General features: G+C 57.0%; 12 protein-coding genes. 8 read left to right on the top strand and 4 right to left on the bottom strand.

Annotated elements, in window-relative coordinates:
* Nucleotides 1–11: 11 nt before the first annotated feature.
* Nucleotides 12–1,565 carry an ATP-binding protein gene (locus AAG793_RS15100; protein WP_341909639.1) on the bottom strand — a complete coding sequence of 518 codons (1,554 nt, stop codon included), beginning with the start codon at nt 1,563–1,565 and terminating at the stop codon, nt 12–14.
* A 148-nt stretch (nt 1,566–1,713) separates the two neighbouring features.
* Between AAG793_RS15100 and AAG793_RS15095 the strand changes: the two genes are divergently transcribed.
* The 3 genes from AAG793_RS15095 (at nt 1,714) to AAG793_RS15085 (ending at nt 6,024) form a co-directional block, all read left to right on the top strand.
* Nucleotides 1,714–3,804 (top strand): UvrD-helicase domain-containing protein, encoded by a 2,091-nt coding sequence (locus AAG793_RS15095; RefSeq protein ID WP_341909637.1) that lies wholly within the window; start codon nt 1,714–1,716, stop codon nt 3,802–3,804.
* Nucleotides 3,805–4,152: 348 nt separating this feature from the next.
* Nucleotides 4,153–4,539 (top strand): hypothetical protein, encoded by a 387-nt coding sequence (locus tag AAG793_RS15090; protein WP_341909634.1) that lies wholly within the window; start codon nt 4,153–4,155, stop codon nt 4,537–4,539.
* Between the two features lie 177 nt (nt 4,540–4,716).
* Nucleotides 4,717–6,024 carry a cation:proton antiporter gene (locus AAG793_RS15085; protein ID WP_341909632.1) on the top strand — a complete coding sequence of 436 codons (1,308 nt, stop codon included), beginning with the start codon at nt 4,717–4,719 and terminating at the stop codon, nt 6,022–6,024.
* 132 nt (nt 6,025–6,156) lie between these two features.
* Here the strand turns inward: AAG793_RS15085 and AAG793_RS15080 are convergent, their stop codons facing one another.
* A complete protein-coding gene (locus AAG793_RS15080) occupies nt 6,157–6,444 on the bottom strand; it encodes a DUF4148 domain-containing protein (protein WP_341909630.1) in 288 nt (95 codons plus the stop codon).
* A 220-nt stretch (nt 6,445–6,664) separates the two neighbouring features.
* On the opposite strand from AAG793_RS15080, the gene AAG793_RS15075 reads away from it, so the two are divergent.
* From AAG793_RS15075 to AAG793_RS15065, 3 genes are all read left to right on the top strand, one after another.
* Nucleotides 6,665–7,591, top strand: a complete 927-nt coding sequence (locus tag AAG793_RS15075; RefSeq protein WP_341909628.1) for a LysR family transcriptional regulator — start codon at nt 6,665–6,667, stop codon at nt 7,589–7,591.
* 537 nt (nt 7,592–8,128) lie between these two features.
* Nucleotides 8,129–13,222 carry a hypothetical protein gene (locus tag AAG793_RS15070; protein WP_341909626.1) on the top strand — a complete coding sequence of 1,698 codons (5,094 nt, stop codon included), beginning with the start codon at nt 8,129–8,131 and terminating at the stop codon, nt 13,220–13,222.
* Between the two features lie 526 nt (nt 13,223–13,748).
* Nucleotides 13,749–14,552, top strand: a complete 804-nt coding sequence (locus AAG793_RS15065) for a hypothetical protein (RefSeq protein WP_341909624.1) — start codon at nt 13,749–13,751, stop codon at nt 14,550–14,552.
* A gap of 23 nt (nt 14,553–14,575) precedes the next feature.
* Here the strand turns inward: AAG793_RS15065 and AAG793_RS15060 are convergent, their stop codons facing one another.
* Together AAG793_RS15060 and AAG793_RS15055 are read right to left on the bottom strand one after the other, a co-directional pair.
* Nucleotides 14,576–15,010 (bottom strand): helix-turn-helix transcriptional regulator, encoded by a 435-nt coding sequence (locus tag AAG793_RS15060; RefSeq protein ID WP_341909621.1) that lies wholly within the window; start codon nt 15,008–15,010, stop codon nt 14,576–14,578.
* Nucleotides 15,011–15,395: 385 nt separating this feature from the next.
* Nucleotides 15,396–16,304 carry an alpha/beta hydrolase gene (locus AAG793_RS15055; RefSeq protein WP_341909619.1) on the bottom strand — a complete coding sequence of 303 codons (909 nt, stop codon included), beginning with the start codon at nt 16,302–16,304 and terminating at the stop codon, nt 15,396–15,398.
* A 306-nt stretch (nt 16,305–16,610) separates the two neighbouring features.
* Here AAG793_RS15055 and AAG793_RS15050 point away from each other — a divergent pair, with 306 nt between their 5' ends.
* Together AAG793_RS15050 and AAG793_RS15045 are read left to right on the top strand one after the other, a co-directional pair.
* Nucleotides 16,611–17,633 (top strand): serine hydrolase domain-containing protein, encoded by a 1,023-nt coding sequence (locus tag AAG793_RS15050; RefSeq protein ID WP_341909617.1) that lies wholly within the window; start codon nt 16,611–16,613, stop codon nt 17,631–17,633.
* Nucleotides 17,634–17,685: 52 nt separating this feature from the next.
* Nucleotides 17,686–18,053: serine hydrolase domain-containing protein (locus tag AAG793_RS15045; RefSeq protein ID WP_341909615.1), on the top strand; the 368-nt coding region annotated here is incomplete at its 3' end.

Below are 18,053 nucleotides of genomic sequence, written 5' to 3'. Positions count from 1 at the left end.
ATCGCCTGAAATTAAAAGAGCATGAGGCACGCAGCCAGCGGCACAACCGCCAACGGCAGCGGCGACTGGGTTTTCAGTTTCCCGACATTGTCGGGCGTCATGGGCTCTTTGGTCACCATGATGCACGCCTCGCAGCCGTGCTCGTCAGCCAGCCTGGCGGCTTTGAGGACATCCTTGTCCAGTACCTCATTCCGGTATTTCACCTCAACGCCAATGCGGGTGGAACCTAAATCCACGATGAAGTCGAGTTCGTCGTTGTTGCGCCGCCAGTAACCGAGCTCGACCAGACCAGGCCAGCGCCTGAGGTGATTGGCAACCACATTCTCTGCATAAGCGCCCATGAGCGTCGGGTCGGCGACCATCTGCTCTTGGCTCAACTTCATCACCGCATTGCGTACTGCCAAGTCCACCAGATAGGTTTTAAAGTTGCCCGCTTTGGGCGTTGACTTGGTGCTGGTGTGCTTGTGCAGTCGCCAAACCAGATCGGTTGCTTCGAGGAGGGGAAAATAATTCTCAATTGTGCTGCGTGCCAGTGCAATTTCACTGCTGAGCTGAGACAGGTTGGTTTCGCGACCCGGGTCTTTGAGCAAGCCCAGATAGAAGCGGCGCAGCATCTCGGGTTTGCGGAATTCAGCAGCTACCAGCAAGTCTTCGAAGATGACGCGTTCGACCTGGTTTTGGTAAAGATATTCCTGTTTCGCGAGAAGTGTCGGCAGGTTCCAAACCTCAGGAAAACCACCTTCGAAAAAATAGTCTTCTAGCTTCATCACCCTATCGGTGGACGCATAAATCCCCGACGAACCGGAAATTACCGTGTTATCACTCAAAAAGTGAACCATGTCAGCCGGCGAGACACCTTCGCCCCGCAGTCGATATCCGATTCTTCGAAGGACCTGAGTAAGTTCGATGAGGTTAGTTTGTGCTTTATTGAAATTTGAATCGCTTCGGAATCTCTCCATAGCGGCGCCGACTATTCGTGTGGGGCTCAAAGAAGCCCATTCCCGAAAACTAAACGGCAACACATGAAAATCTTTCACCCGACCCAGCAAGCTCTCTCGTGACTTCTTGAAGATAGGCGCACTCGCTGAACCCGACACCACAAAACGCACAGGGGTCTTCAGGTCATAGAACTTTTTGAGATACAGCTCCCAACGCGGAAAGCGCTGAATCTCATCAAGAAAGAGATAGGTCACCCCGTTCCTCGAAGCCTCCACTGCCGTCGCCACCAGTTCATTGAAGAATTTGTCCTGGTTGAAACCGGGAATTTCGAGGCCTGGGTCTTGCATCGAAAAATAAACGATTCGACTGGCCTGCGCCTGGGGGTCCGGCGCGTCCTTGATCAGCTGCTGGATGCACTGCTGGAGCAAGGTGCTTTTGCCCACACGGCGCGGACCGGTGACCGAAACCATTTGTGGCAGCTGTTTGACGTCAGCGTAAAGCTCGTCAAATACGTCGCGCCGAAACTCTGGAAGCCCGACAAACGCCTGCCCGAGATCACCCCACCACAGGTTGTATGCCTGTAGGATGGCATGCTTGGCAAAAAGACTGGATGTAATCTCAGGCATGGCGAAAATTATGCATATTTGATGTTATAAAGTCAAATATTCATATTTACTACCTTTTCTCTCCCAGCCTTGCTTGACGCGCCCGACATGGCTCGCGGCCTGCTTCTCCAGCTTCCTCTCCCACTGCATACCCGCGAATCCATCCCCTATGTCCGCAGGCCTGAACCTCGCCCAACAAGAAGCCGTCAATTACCTGCACGGCCCCTGCCTGGTGCTGGCCGGTGCAGGTTCGGGCAAGACGCGTGTCATCACGCACAAGATTGGCCGGCTGATCCAGGCGGGCATGAAGCCCGAGCAGATTGCCGCCATCACCTTCACCAACAAGGCCGCCGCCGAGATGCGCGAACGCGCCAAGGGCCTGATCGGCAAACCGGCCAAGGGCGTGGTGATCTGCACCTTTCATGCGCTGGGCGTGCGCATGCTGCGGCAGGACGGCGCTGCGCTGGGCCTCAAGCCCCAGTTCTCTATTCTCGACAGCGACGATGTCACCAGCATCCTGAAAGACGCCGGCGGCACCACCGACGCGGCCACCGCGCGCCAGTGGCAGTGGACCATCAGCCTCTGGAAGAACATGGGGCTCAACGCTGCCCAGGCCGAAGCGCAGGCCAGCGGCGATGAGGAAACCCTGATCGCCCGCATCATGGCCCGCTACGAAGAGCGCCTCTCGGCCTACCAAAGCGTGGACTTCGACGACCTGATTGGCCTGCCGCTCAAGCTGCTGCAGGAGCATGCCGAGGTGCGCGAGAAGTGGCAGCAGTCGCTTGGCCATGTGCTGGTCGATGAATACCAGGACACCAACGCCACCCAGTACGAGGTGCTCAAGCTGCTGGTGGGCGCGCGCGGCCGTTTCACCGCGGTGGGCGACGACGACCAGTCGATTTACGGCTGGCGCGGCGCCACGCTGGACAACCTCAAGAAGCTGCCGCAGGACTACCCGAACCTGAAGGTGGTGAAACTGGAGCAGAACTACCGCTCCACCAGCGCGATCCTGCGGGCAGCCAATAATGTGATTGGACCCAACCCCAAGCTGTTTCCGAAGACGCTGTTCAGCGAACTGGGCGAAGGCGAGCCGGTGCGGGTGGTCGATTGCGACAGCGAAGAGCACGAGGCCGAGCGCGTGGTGGCACGCATCCAGAGCCTGCGCGCCGAAGGCACACTGCAGGCAGAAGGCCAGCAGCACCGCGAGTGGAAAGACTTTTGCGTGCTGTACCGCGCCAACCACCAGGCCAAGCCGTTCGAAAAGGCGCTGCGCAAGGCCAACATTCCGTACAAGGTGTCTGGCGGGCAAAGCTTTTTTGACCGCGCCGAGATCAAGGACCTCTGCAGCTGGATGCGCCTCTTGGTCAACAACGACGACGACCCGGCGTTTCTGCGCGCGGTGACCACGCCCAAGCGCGGCATCGGCCACACCACGCTGGGCGCACTCGGCAGCTTTGCCAGCCAGTACAAGCTCAGCCTGTTCGAGTCGCTCTTCAGCAACTCGCTGGGCTCCATGCTGCCCGCCAAGGCCGTGGGCTCCCTGCAGGAATTCGGGCGCTACCTGAACGACCTGGAGTACCGCGCCAAGCGCACCGTAGGCGCCGAGGATGCACGCGCTTTCCTGAACGACTGGCTCAAGGAAATCGATTACGAAAAGCATCTGTACGAAGGCGAAGACAACGAAAAGCTCGCCGCTGCCCGATGGACCAACGTGATGGATTTCTGCGACTGGATGGCGCAGCGCTGCGGTGGCCAGATCGACGACACCTCGGGCGCGGTCATTGCCGCCGAAACCAAGACCATGCTGGAAGTGGTGCAGACCATCGCGCTGCTCTCCACCATCAGCGAGCGCGAGGGCGACCAGAACGTGGTGACGCTCTCCACCCTGCACGCCGCCAAGGGGCTGGAGTGGCCGCATGTGGTGCTGGCGGGTGTCAACGAAGGCCTGCTGCCCTTCAAGCTGGAAGATGACGACGGCATGAACACCGACAGCATCGCGCTGCGCCTGCAGGAAGAGCGGCGGCTGATGTATGTGGGCATCACCCGCGCCCAGCGCACGCTGGCCGTGAACTGGCTGCGCAAGCGCAAGAAGGGCCGTGACATGATTCCTGGCGCGCCCAGCCGCTTCATTGCCGAAATGGCACTCGACAAGGCCACGGTGCGCGAAGACCCGCGTGAAAAACTCAAGGCCCTGCGCGCCGAGTTTGCCCGCAAATCAGCCGAAGGGCTGGCGGCAGCTGCTGCGTCTGAAGCACGCTGACGGGCACCGGGGTGTCAGTCAGCCGGTGTGCCAAACCTTGTCGATTGTCCTGGCCCTTGTCTTGTCCCTTGTCGTTACCCATGTTTACGTTCGGTTCACATGCCGGGCGGCTGGTCCGTGAGATAGTTCGTGGCTCCGGCATCTTCGCCGCCCAAGCTTTTCCCGTCACTTGAGGCTGCCTTTGCAGCGGTTATGGCATCCGTGCCGCCGTGGCAGCCCACCGTCAGCGCCCTGTTCAGAGTTATGTCGTCACCCATTTTTCGAATCGCACTGTGCAGCCTGTCCATCGGTGTCGCCGCGGTGGCTCACGCGCAGCCGCTCACTGTCCCATGCCCTGCGGCTTCAGCCATGAAGGCAGAGCAACTGCACGGCTTGTGGACTGTTCGCTTCACCAATCCACCCGCAGGCCTGCCGAATCAGGCGACCCTGTTGCTTGAACGGCATGCCGAGTTTTCAGAAAGCCTGGGCGGGTTGGTGAGCCGCGACCTGGGCCAAGCCATTGGCTCCAAGGCGATTGCGGGTCATGCGCCCAAGGCCATGATTGCGGGCGATCTGGAAGGCGGCATGCTGTTGCTCGACGAGTCTTCTGACAACGTGAGCATCACTGGCACCTGGAATGGCGAGATGGTGGAGGGCTCCTGCGGCAAGGCCTTCAAGGGCACCTGGAAAGACACCAGCCGCAGTGCGCCAGACAACGCACCGGACATTCCTTTCACACTGAACCGCCTCCAGTAGCCTTGCCGCTCGTTGGTGAGGGCCGGCGTGCGCACAGACACACCGGTGGTTTGCGCCTACAGATTTTCAGCGCGGCCGGGCCTAGGCTCAAAGACATGCCTTTTGATGTCTTTGTTGATCCTCATGCCAAAGTAGCGCCTGACGCCCTGGCACACCTCGTCGTGAAGCCCGAGTCACATGTTTGACCCGGACCCCTTCACGCTGGGCTGCATTCTGGCCGGCTTGCTGCTGATCGGCATGACGGCCGGCAGCTCCTTCATTGCCCGCCTGCCGCTGAGCTCGGCCATGCTGTACCTGCTCGCCGGCATCGCGATGGGGCCATGGGGCTTGGGCCTGGTCAAGCTCGATGCCCTGAAGAACACCCTGCTGCTGGAACGCCTGACGGAGATCGCGGTGCTGATCTCGCTGTTCACCGTCGGCATGAAGCTGGAGCTTCCGTTCACCCACCTGCGCTGGCGCATTCCGGTGCAGCTGGCCACGGTGTCGATGCTGGTCACGGTGGTCACCATCACCGCTATCGGCCTCTGGGCGCTGAATCTGCCTCTGGGTGCTGCCGTGCTGCTGGGCGCGATCCTGGCACCGACCGACCCGGTGCTGGCGTCTGATGTGCAGGTGACCAACCCCGGCGACCGCGATCAGCTGCGCTTTGGTCTGACCGGCGAAGGCGGGCTCAACGATGGCACTGCGTTCCCACTGGTGATGCTAGGCCTGGGCCTGCTGGGACTGCACGATCTAGGCGCGGGCGGCTGGCGCTGGTGGGCGGTTGATGTGCTGTGGGGCGTGGTCGGCGGGTTGGCCCTTGGCTACCTACTGGGCCACCTCGTCGGCCGCACCATTGTGTACCTGCGCATGCGCCACCTGGAGGCGCTGCGCTCCGACGAATTCATCGCGCTGGGCCTGATTGCCCTCACCTACGGTCTGGCACTGTGGAGCCACACCTATGGCTTCCTCGCGGTGTTCGCCGCCGGGCTGGCGCTCCGGCGTATCGTCGAGCCCCGCCGTGGTCGCACACCCGGCAGGTTGCATGAAGGCCTGAGCGCCGAGGACAAAGCTGCGTCTGGCGCGCAGGCACCGGCGCACATGATGGAGGCGGTGCAGCGCTTCAACAGCCAGCTTGAAAGCTTTGTGGAAGTGGCCATGGTGATGGCCGTCGGCGTACTGGTCGCCACCGTCAGTTTCCGCAGCGAAGTGCTGTGGCTCATTCCGCTGCTGTTTCTGGTGGTGCGCCCGCTGGCGGTGTATGCCGGTCTGCTAGGCACACCGGTGGCGGGTGCCCAGCGCCGCCTGATGGCCTGGTTCGGCATTCGCGGCATCGGCTCGCTGTATTACCTGTTGTATGTCATCAACCATGGCATGGAACCCGCGCTGGCACAGCGGCTGCTGTCGATCACGCTGGCGGTCATCGTTGCCTCCATCGTGGTCCACGGCATTTCCGTGACGCCGCTGATGAGCCGCTACGAACAGCGCAAAAAGTCAGCCCGCTGAGCACCCCGCTGCAGCGTTGAATCAGAAGCAGCCCGACAAAACAAAACCCCAGCCGGTTTGAAGGGCTGGGGTCTGTTGTTGGTCATCGCTTTGACGACACGTCACGGCGAAGACGGGCGGCAGGCCAGTGGCTCACTGGGCGGTTTTCACCGCCTCGGCGGCCGCCTGCGGCGCGGTGCCTGGCTTGTCAGCACGCGGCGCAGCCAGCGTTTGCTGGGCCGTTGCACCGTTGTAGGCCGACGAGGGGGTTGCGCCTTCGCGCTGGGCCTGCAGCACATCGGCCTTGACTTCGGCGCGGGTCTTGGTGGAAGGCGCCTGCATCTGGTCAAACAGGTAGGAGTTGAAGACCTGGGCGTTGGCAGCCACAGAGGTCAATGCGGAAACAGCGAGAACAGCGGCGGCGATCAGGTTGGATTTCATGATGGATTTCCTCTCTCAGGGTTGAATGGATATTCCGGGCATGGCGGACTCATGGCTCCGTCTGTCCAGCCTCGGTGAGTCGCCTGTTGCCGGGGTCTCCGGCGGTTTCGGCTCATCGATGGATGTACTTTATTCCTTCGAAATCAATCAAAAAATAGCGGACACAGCAATTCATTGCTGTTGAATCAGCAATAATCGGCCGTTACTTCGAAAGAACAGCATGGACCGGCTCCAATCAATGCGGGTGTTTCAGCAGGTGGTGGACGATGGCAGCTTTGCCGCTGCCGCGCGCCGCCTCGACATGTCGGCGGCCGTGGTGACACGCCTGGTGGGCGACCTGGAGGAGCACCTGGGCGTGCGCCTGCTCCAGCGCACCACACGGCGCCTGGCGCTCACCGATGCTGGCGAGGCCTACCTCTCGCGGGTGCGCCACATCCTCAACGACATCGAAGACGCCCACGCCGCCGCGCAAGCCCATGCGCAGGAGATGTCGGGCGTGATCCGCATCCTCACCCCGCCCATCTTCGGCGTGCATGTGCTCGGCCCGCTGGTGGCCGAGTTCGGGCGGCGCTACCCGAACGTGGTGCTCGACATCCATGTGGACTCCCCCACCGCGCCGCCGGTGGAAGACTACGACCTGACCCTGCTGGGCGCGACCGACACATTCGACGCCAACATCATTGCGCGTCCTATCGTGTCGTCTGACGGCATTCTTTGCGCCTCACCTGACTACCTGCGGCGCCACGGCAGCCTTCAAACGCCTGAGGACCTGACAGCCCATCGCTGCCTGCGTTTCAAATCACAAGGCGGCAGGACCCGCAGCTTGCGCCTCGTCAATCCCGAGGATGGCATGCGAGAAGTTGAAATACCCATAGAGCCAGCGTTGCTGGTCAACCACTCTGACACGCTGATACGAGCTGGCGTGGACGGCGCGGGCATCATCAGCCAATCGATTGCCTTGGTGTCGGGTCACCTGCAAAGTGGTGAGTTGCAGCGTGTGCTCTCACCTTGGGTGACTGGCACACACACCCTGTACGCGGCGCTTCCCAGCCGCAAGTTCATTCCGACGCGCACCAGCGTGTTTCTGGAGTTCATGACAGAGTTCACGCGGCTGGTGGTTGAAAAAAGGGATCTGACCAAGCGCTGACACTCGCATCGGGGCTGCCTTGCGCTTGCCTTGGCAGCAAGGTTCGAGGCAACGCCCGAGAGAAGGTTATGAGGGTAATCACTTAGTGCGCTCATCAAGTGTGCACAAATTGCATAGTAAGGCATTAAATGTGGAACTAAAAGGAAAACTGAGCGAGAATCAACTCATGGTGGCGCGCCACTCAGCGCCACCTAGCACCAGTTGGACCACCCCACCGTATCCACTACAACAACTCCCCCACCTGATAAAGGGACCATTGGGTCAGACCAGGCAGGATCAAATCTGCCTATTTTTCAATGGGCAGAAGAGACTGGAAATGCAAAATTCCTTAGCCTGCTATTTAAAACAGCACGTGTCTCTCGTGAAAATCACTTTGGGATTTGCCTACACTTTCTGGCGAAACCATCGATTACCAATCTACTTACGGCTTGGGGTGAGCACGACACAGACGCCGCCAGATTGAAGAATCTGGCAGCCGACTTGAGGTCGGCGCCCCATCTTCTGAAACGTCATCCCCCAACAACGGCAGCAAAACCGTTGGTCGACCAGTTTCGAGGCGAAGTAGAGCAGCACCAGGTCTTATTGATGTTGGCGGTTCGCCGTCCCGCCCATGATCAAGACACTCAGAACTGGTTTGACGCGCTTCGCCTTTGGACCCTAATTCAAGGCATCCGACGAACCAGAAACGCACCAATTCAGGATGAACTGATCGACCGGGTTGCAGAAAAACTCAGGTTGGCGGCAGACGGAAATGATGACTGGCTTGATCTTGTGATCAAGATGCGTGGGCGCATTGACTCTTTTGACACCGTCTCTCGAGAGGCAAAGTCTCCAGTCCGAGTTGCAAGACAGTCCGATTTGACTGACAGCCACCGGTTGCTCCTGCGCACTTTGGCTCGTATCGCCGACGGCGATTCGAAGCCAATTCGGAATAGTGGGCAGCCGAGTATTTTCGGATCTTTTGAGTACGACGAACCTGAACAGGCCGCGGGTGCAGGTCAGAGCCCGTCTGATCAAGACCTGCTGAGTACCTTCATAAACGATGACGCAGACATCCCCCGTCGCCAGAACTTCGGCGGAACAGTCGCACCGATAGAAGAAAACACTTCATCTGGCAAATGCAAGCTGACAGGCCGAGGTATCCAGTTGAGAAGCGCAGAGCAACTGCAGTTTCTTCCCTGGTCTTGGCACACACTCAATCCCATTGAGCGCAAGATTCTCAATTCAAAGCTGGCTGAGCTGCAAAAGTCGGCGGACGCGAAGAACCAGGTCTTGGCCTGGTTTGTCCAAGTGGCCATCCTTTCGTCCCGCTCCATCCGGCTGGTCGTAGACATCACGGCCAGCCCGACCCCTGCAGACGACTGGCAAGTCACCCCCGACTTGCGCAAGCTGCACCGAAAACCGCCTCGTCGTAATGTCCGCTGGACAGCTGGTAGCGCTCAAATGCCGTGGATCCGTCCGCTGGAGGACGTATTGGAGCTGGAGTTAGCGCCTATTCAGTGGCAACCTGGCGATGGACAGTCGACGCTCAAAATCACCAAACTGAACGACTTATGGGTAAAAGTTTCTCCGGACGAATCCGCAGAAACAGCCTTCAATAGCCTCTGCAGCAGTACTCCGGGCCTGCATCGCGTGATGTCAGGTATGGCATCCAGTGTCTTCGCAGGACAGATTTACCTGCAATCAGAAGATGCCGTCCTTGCACAAATTCTGGCCATGGGTCCTCGGGCAGGGTTAGGCGGAAGCAGTGCCTACGGAAGTTGGCCGGGCAGTCGTGTTCAAGCTGTTGTCCAGAACGTGGCGCGAAAAGGAACTACGTCACCGCCATCCGGCAACGACAAAAACGCCGCCGGTAGTGAGCTGGACCCACTCGATGATGCGCTGCGAAGCACAATCAAAACCTGTGAGGAAACGATCAGGCGCCTGGCTGGCGACCCAAACCAGTGGATTGATCACCATAACGCAGTGGTTTCTTATACGGTTGTGGCCTTACTGGCCGCTACCGGCGCCCGCCCGGTGAACGACCCATTCCAGTCGCCCGAGCTATTCGATTGGAAGGCCGTGCGAGTTTTCCTCGCGGATAAGGTTTCGAACGGCAGGCACGGGCGCCTTGTGCCTTTGGTCGACTCTGTTTTCAAGTTGATCGAGGAGACCTACTTTGAACACCTGAAGACCCTGGCCACGCGCATTCCAGCCGCCGCAGAAGTACTGGCTAGGCAAATCGCTCTCTTGGCGAACCGGCAGGAAAGCAAAAAGCTGCCTTTCTTCTTCTTCCTGAGGGAGTTGCCCTGCCTCAGTTGGGACTCGGTCACTGAGCGGGCACTGGAGCATTCCACCTATTTCAATTGGCCGTTGCCGGCCAACCTGATGCGCCATCGGCTATCCATCCGACTGAGGGGCCAACTCTTGGACGCCGAGATCATCGACGCAATCCTGGGTCACTCTGAACAAGGCGTGATGTGCCACGGGCCCGAGTCCACCCGAACATGGGCCAAGGATATGGCTGTTGCCATGCCTTTTCTGGAGGACACCTATCGAGAGCTTGGCTTCGCTGAAAAACTGGCCTTACAGCGAACGGCGCCAACACATTCAATGGTGATCGAGTCTGATCAGTTATTCGCACTCACCAAAGCTTTCGGCTCAGAAGCGAGAACCGAGGCAAGAAAGCGATACCGCCAGCGGGCACGGGCAGAAGCGAAACAGCTCATCAAGACGTCTGTAGGCACGACTCCATTGGAAAGCCTCAATCCTGAATTCTGGGACAGGCTCTCTATAGATCTGCTGACTATTGACGGTAAGCGCCCACACCCCAACGCTGCAGCACGGTATGAACTGCTCCAGCGTTGGCAAGCAGCGGTATCCCTACGCACCCAAATACGCCTCAAGCGGCTGATTGTTCTCGATCGAAGCTTTGATTCGGTTTTCACCATCAAATCCATCGGATGTGACGCGTTGCTAGCTGATTTGAAGACCTGGTTCGCTGGCGTCGCAGATAAGCAGCCATTGTCAAAGTCCGGGGTACGAAGCTGTCTGGCACTGGCCACACTGGATCTGGCCATCACCTGTCAACTGGCATCACCACAATTGCTGTTGGATGTTCTCAAGAAAAAGAACTTTCGGCTGGTGCTTCTGACAGATAAAACCTACCTCGAGTATCACCCGTTGCTTGCCGAGCACGCTTCAGCACCTGTCACTCGCTACCGCATTCCAAGGCGCTGCGCGCAGTGGCTGGACAAAGCGATGGACTCTAAGTCAGAGTTGGAGATGACCAACTGGGAAATACCAGAAACCTGGTTGGCCGGCATGCCGGCCTTGAGCGCCCGAAAGCCGGTCACGGCAACTGCACTGGTCCGACGGCTGGCCGAAATCGTCCAGCAGGCCAACTATCTGCAGCGCCCGGGACTGGTCGCGGGGTACCTCGCGGGCACAGTCCCCACCAGCGCCCTACCCCACGCAGCATGGGTGCTTCAAGAGCATCAATTGGTTTTGGAATCGCCGCCAGCAATTGCCCAAAACACCGATTCTGAAACCGAGAGCCAGGATGCTCAGGATGGCCAAGACAAATCACCCGTGGCACTTTTTTCATCCAAAGCAAAGGCATCGCCTGGCCGAGATACCGACGACAGTCAGACCCAGAAAGCAGCTCGAGCCTATGTCGGCGGCCTCAATGACTTGCTGACGGGTTTTTTAAAAAAATCCAATGATCAGGAAAGTGCACCTAAAGGCGATGCTGAATCCACCGAAGGGAAAAGGCAAGCCCGGCGCGAGCTGGTGACTGCACTGTCCAAGCACGTGAAATCCAACCAGCAGACCGTCAGTTCGGCGATTTGGGGCTTGGGCTATTGGGTGATTCATCTCACCAAAATCCCCCGTAAGAAAGATACCCCGTATGCAATCAGTACGGTGATGCGCTATTTGTCAGCGCTGTCCCGTCGCTTCATCGAAATGGGCAGTGATTTCAATCTGGTCGCGGCCGACTCAGAGGAAATTACTGATTTCTACGATGAAGTCCTGGAGATTGATCGTGATCTGGACCTGCGCTATGTGGTGGAAAGGCTAGAAGCCTTTCACCGGTATATGCAGTCTGCATTCAAGATTGAAGATGCCGATTGGGATGAGCTCGACTGCGGGACCGCAGTGCCGCATGGTTCTCCCGGAACCCTAGGCCTAGAACAATACGCCAACGCACTGGAATTGCTGGCACCAGACCCCGAGTCAGTCACACACGAACAGTTAGCAGCCGCGTTTTTGCTACTACTGACTTTTCGTTTTGGCCTGCGTGCGGCCGATTCGAAAGGACTCAAATTCAACGATTTCTGGTTGCATGAGAAAACGATCGTGTGCCATGTCCAGAGCAATGAACTTCGCAAACTCAAACGGCCAGCAAGCCGTCGAGTCGTCCCACTGATAGAAGAGCTTTCAGCGTTTGAATGGCGCGTCATTCACCAATTCCTGGAGCAAACTAGTCTGTGCCGGCCCGACAAAGGTAGCTTTGCCCTTTTTACCATCAACAGCAAGGGACAGCGATTCGACATGCACGTCCTCAGCGCACGCATTAACCAAGTGCTCAAGCGTGTCTGTGGCGATCCCACTCTTTCACTGTACAAGGCCCGACATGCATTCGCCAATCGAATGGCGCAAGCAATGATGGGTCCAGAGGTCCGCTTCGGCACCCTAACCAACGGATCCGCCAGAGGGGAGTTTTCAGCGCATGTTGTCAAACTTCTTCTAGGGACAACTGGTCCCACGCGGAGAGCACCTTGGGCCTTGGCGCGACTGATGGGACACGCACGGCCCAGGACCTCATTCAAATCCTATGTGCATTTGGTTCCGACTTGGGCGGATAGCTGGTCTGAGCCTGAAATCAGCAGGCTGGATGGAAGACTTCAGCACAAGGCGCTCGCCCATGCTGTGACCCTGGACGTGACAGCCAGTCAAGCCTGGCAGCCCAGACAAGACGTACTGCCTGTTGAAAACAAGCAGGTCACAGTGACCGCCAGTGTCGTGATGAGCTATCTGCGGCTATTACGGCGTGGTGCATCACCCAAAGCTGCAACTCGATCAATCGGCATTTCAGAAGGGCTGGCAGGCCATATCCAGCAGCTCTTACTCGAAGTTGAAACCCAGATCAGATCACGGACCGAACGCGCAGGTCGCGAGCCAATGCCATCACTGTTGAATCTGATCTCGTACACAGAGTGGCAGAGCATCACCGCCTGCTGCGAGCGCGCATCGAAAAGTGCTGTAGCTGGCCTGAAGCAGTTGGACTTGCACCAGGCGATTGGGATAGTGTCCGAGAACCGCCAGTTGGTCATGTGGAAGGAGTTTCATTTTGAGCAGGCGGGTGCCTTCATTCGTCATTTCAAACTGGACGGTGATCTCAGGGTGCTTCAGACGCCCTCTCTGCATCCAGCCGTAGCTGAATGGACGAAGAATCTACCCGCAGAGCTATCCAGCGCGGCCACTTCCGAAACCCGCATCGACCCCATCGAAGAGGGAATTCCGCCCCAACAGATCAAACATCGCTGTGCAGTTGTCATCAATCCTTCTACCCAAGGGGCTCTTAGAACAGGGTATGGCCTCGTTCTGCTTTGGGTGGTCTTTCTGATCGCTGCCTCAGGGACGTTTTAATACAGTAAATCAACTTCACAGCGGCAGCTCGCTGGAGCGGGCAGTAATCTGGATAGACTGGTTTCGAGTGACAAGAAAAAAAACGTTTGCAAACTCTTGCACGCTACGTCCAATCCTGCTAAATTGAAATTCTGTCCACGCAGCTACCCGCGGACCTAAATACAAAACCGGAAGCGTGTATGAATAGTTTTTTGGGCAACAGCCTTCATTAAATTATTCATAGCGGCTCGCACGCTGCATTGATCTCCCGATATTTCGAGTTCGGCGTACTCTGTTCCTCAAGTCACGTACTCGTTGCGGCTTGAAACCTTGTCAGTGCCAGTCTTGGCACTTCTGAAAAGCATTTCCTTTTTCTGCTACCAACGTGTTCGGTGGTAGCGGCGCGGTCACGCGTATTTATTTCTAACCGCTCGATCTCCACGGGCGGTTAGTGAGGGTGACCGTGCGGCCCACATACAACAGCACAAACCAACAGGAGTACCAACCACCGGGCAGAACACAGCTCAAAAACAAATGGAACAATGAAATGCCAAAAATCGGCACAACAGATTTCAAAACACAAGGCGAAGCGATGCACAGCATCTTTCACATTGTTGGGACTACAAAATTCAGGGCTAAGGACGCAAAAGACCTTGATGGCAATCCCGGAGTAGCGATACCAACACATGCCCTAAAGTTTTCACCGCTTGAGGCACTCGCAGAGGCCCTACGCCCGTCTGTAGCGGTCGCCGCCGGTCTTCACCTCGATCAATTCAGCTTAAACAGCTTCGTCTTCGTAAGCCTTGACCGTTTCTGCTACCCCGTGGTGGACCTGAAGTGCGAAATACCTATTGCCGTTGAATTGATTCAATCAGTGATAGCCAGGCTTCTCGAACAAGTGCAGCGTCGCGATCAAAAGACGCTTGGACTTTTTCCTGGTGAAATTGCGGGACTGGGTCACCAGGCTGAAGCGGAAATTAAAGCTGGAGCGACTGAAATTCTGACTAGGTATGGCGACAGTCCTATCAGCACGCCATCAAGAATCTATGTTGGGGGCGGTGTCCTCAGCGCGGAGTTCCAAGGGATGTTTGCTAACAAGCCAGATCTCAGCAACCTGGAGTCCGTACCGCTTGAATTTGAAGGTCGCGTAGACGGTTACCGCGCGAAAAGACGTGAGATCTTTGTGGATACCAACGAGGGCCCGCTCATTGTTCACTGGGAAAAAGACGATCAGGTGGTTGGCAACTTGAGCCTTGGGCAAAAAGCCGACATCCTGGTTTTCCAAGTCGATCGCACAATCGATCAGCGTGGTAATCCGATCAACACATTGGTGAGCATTTCAAAAAAATAGCAGAAGGGGGCAAATGACCTACCTCAGGTCTCAGAGGCTGCTAACTTTGCCGCAGCCTCTTTCTTGCCGATCTTTCTAAGCGCAGCAATGGCTAGCAGCTGGCTGGCTCTCGGGCGATTCGTACCCTGCTCCCACTTATAGACCGACTGCCCAGAGCACCCCAGAAGTGTGCCCATTTCGGCAGCTGACAATCCTAGCCGCTTTCGTTGAGTGGCCAAACCTTTGGCACTGAACCTGACCACTGCTCCAGTTTCCCCTGAGGCTTCCTCTGCATTCCTCTTGGCGGAACCCTTGCCCAACTTCTTTACCAGACGCTCAAGGTCTGCGGCACGACGCTTTAGAGCAGCGAGGTCCGACCTGTATTGGGATGAAGACTTCTTTAGCGACTCAACTTCTACGCGTACTTCCTTTCGGGCAACGCGGGAAATTTCAGTTTTTAGTGCAACGGCAATGTTCATCTGATAATTTTTACATATAACGATGATCGATTTACGGCAGTGAGGTTGGGAATAACAGTAATAAGGCTGAATACGCTGTGACTGCTACCGAGACAAAGCGGAACTCCATTACGCCAAACCGACTGCCCGAAAGCCGACATTGACCATCAGCTCTCGAAAGTACCTAGGTCGTTCTGAGCGGAAACGAAAGCAGCCACTCTGAGTCTGTAGTCAGATTGCTGCGTTCGCCTCGCTAATTGACACTTAGGCTTAAATTAAAGCTACGCAATGCGATTTCACCGAATTAATTTCAGCTCAGTAGGCTATTCATGCCGTGGCATCCGTCATGCTTACCCTCTCCTGATTCGAAGTATTTGAATCACCCAGGGTTTGAACCGATCTCCGCTCACTTGCCAGCGCGAATCGTGCCCACCACCTCGCGGATAGCATCGACAACCAATTGCGGCTGCTCAAGATGAATATAGTGGCCACTGTTGGTATTGGTGGTATGTCTGGCACCAGGAAAGATACTGGCGAGAGCGGCCTGCGCTGCGACTTGCGCTGACCAGAGTGCGTTGACGAATTCCACGGTGACAGATTTAGGAAGCACGCCGCTGGCGACATCATTCGCGCTGATAGGCGGTTTGTCTGCAGTCAGAATGACTGTTGGCATGGGGCGAACTGAGGGCGCTGAAATCACCTGCTCAAAAGACCTTACCGTGTAGACAGGCTCCGGCAGCAAATTAAGCGCCTCAATAATCTCCCTTTGTTCTGCCGTGAGTCCGTTGTACAACCCTTCAGACAAGGCATCTTCCAAAACCAAACCAGCAACCGAGTCCGGATAGGTGCTTGAATAGAGCCGTGCGATCAAGCCGCCGTACGAGTGGCCGACGATCACGTAGGGGCCCTGTGTGTGGATGCTTAAAAGTGCGCGCAGGTCAGCAACCCCATCCCTGGCGGTCACCGGATGGTGTACCGGGTCGCTGGGGGTGGGCTGATTGTCATAGCCAAGAGTCGCTGGCCGGTCGTAAGCACATACGCGGGTGAATCGGGCAGTCTGGTGAAACACCGTAGCTTCAGGGTCGCGCGGGTCAACAATATTCGTACTCCAGGTGTCAGCACGGTTCCCCTTGCCTGACACCAGCACCACCAAGGGGGCGCCAACTCCAGCGCATTCGATTTGCATTTTGCGCCCCCCACCAATATCGACAAGATCAGCTGAATACTGGCTCAACCCGCCGCTCGTGCCTGCGCAGGCACTGGCAAGTAGGGTGATTGCGGCGCTGATAACAGTCAAAGACCTGAATTTTTTCATTGGAATTCCGCGATATGGGGGTAGTTGACTTAAGAATCCCCAGATTGATGTTTAAAGTACGTTCATGCGTTTCGGGTCTTCCCGCGCTGATTCCGTCTGCAAGCAGCTTGTGCAACCGCACAACTCCGCAAATTTGGGATGCAAATGAGCAATGACTGATACACTTTTTACATGATAGTAGACAACCTTGTTTCGAGGCGCCAAAGTCTGGCCTTACTGCTAACTGCAGGCTGCGCGACTATTTCTGGCTGCGGCACTAGGGCAACTGGCAGTGCTTTGGCACCTGCCTCGGTGCCTGGCCGTAATGTGGAAAAAATTCGTGCGATTGTGGAGGCCGAGAGCACCAGAGCCGGCACTCAGGCAGTGCAGTTCGGCATGTGGGTTGACCGCCAGGAAGTCCTCACCATGGCGCTAGGCAACTCCATGACCACGGTGCCTGCCACCACGAACATGCACTACCGCATTGGCGGGATCACCTGGACTTTCCAGTCAACACTTCTGCTGATGCTGGCAGAGCAAGGACGCATTCGCCTAGACGACGCCATAGCGCGCTGGTACCCTAACCTGCTGTCGGCGGACAAGGTCACCATCAGAATGTTGGTTGCCAACACGGCTGGCTACCTAGACTATGTGAATGACAAGACCTTCCTACAGGACGTTCTGGCGAATCCCTTTCGCCGCTTTACGCCTGACGAGCTGATTGCCTACAGTGTGCAGGGTGGCCTCATGGGCTACCCACCTGGCACAAGCCAGAGGTATTCACACACCGAATGCGTTCTCCTCGGCCGGGTCATCGAAAAGGCTATGGGTCAGTCGCTGAAATCGCTGTACGAAACCCACATCCTCGGCCCTGTCGGCTTGCAGGATACACAGTTTCCGCTTGACCAGGAAATCCAGGCTCCGGTGTTGCACTCTTACATCGAAGACCGGGGTGTTTATGAAGACGCGACCTATCACGACCCTTCGTGGGCTGGTGGAGGTGCCTTGACATCCAGCCTGCACGATCTTGGGAAATGGGGCCACGTTTTTGGGTCTGGCCAACTGCTCACGGCAGCATCTTTCCGCGAAATGATTTCATCTTCTGTGGGCAAGGGTCAGAACCGGGCTGATCTTTATTTTGCTTACGGCTTTGTCTACGCCAATGGCTGGCTCGTCCAGAATCCAGACATCAACGGCTACAGCGGCGGATTCGCGTACAACCTAGCCACGGGCGTGACGATCGTCGTCGCGGCCACCAAACGCCGTCGCCCTGCCATCGATCCTGCGGCGATCCATATCCTGCGTGAAGTCATCAAGTACGTGACTCCCGCAACGCCACTGAATTTTTAATTCGGCTGTTTTACGCTGCACAGTAGCTTGCAGCTTCAAAAGAAAGATTTTTATGAGTCAGCTTGGCATTCATCTCAACCGCCGGAGCGTCTTAGCTGCTGCCTCTGCATCTGCTGCTGCAACCTTGATATCCGCTTGCGGGAGTCAAGGGCCTAAAGCCTTTGAATCAGAGACGCAGGTACTGTCATCCTCCAGAAATACTGCGACGATCTCAGGTGCGCGCGAGTCGGCCTGGAAGGCGATTAATTCTGGTCAGGGCAGCGGAGCGTCAGTGGCGATCATGGAGCGCAGCCAGTTTGTGATGTCCGAAGCGATGGGCGTTGCTGACCGCGGACAGAACCGCTTGGTTGACCGCGGGACGCGTTTCAACATCGGCTCGGTCAGCAAGATGTTTGCAACCGTCGCAATTTTGCTGTTGGT

Origin of the sequence: Polaromonas sp. YR568 (assembly GCF_943372955.1) — a bacterium.
Taxonomy (GTDB): domain Bacteria; phylum Pseudomonadota; class Gammaproteobacteria; order Burkholderiales; family Burkholderiaceae_C; genus Polaromonas.
The sequence above is the reverse complement of the archived record's forward strand: the minus strand, read 5'-3'. Positions and strand labels throughout refer to the sequence as shown.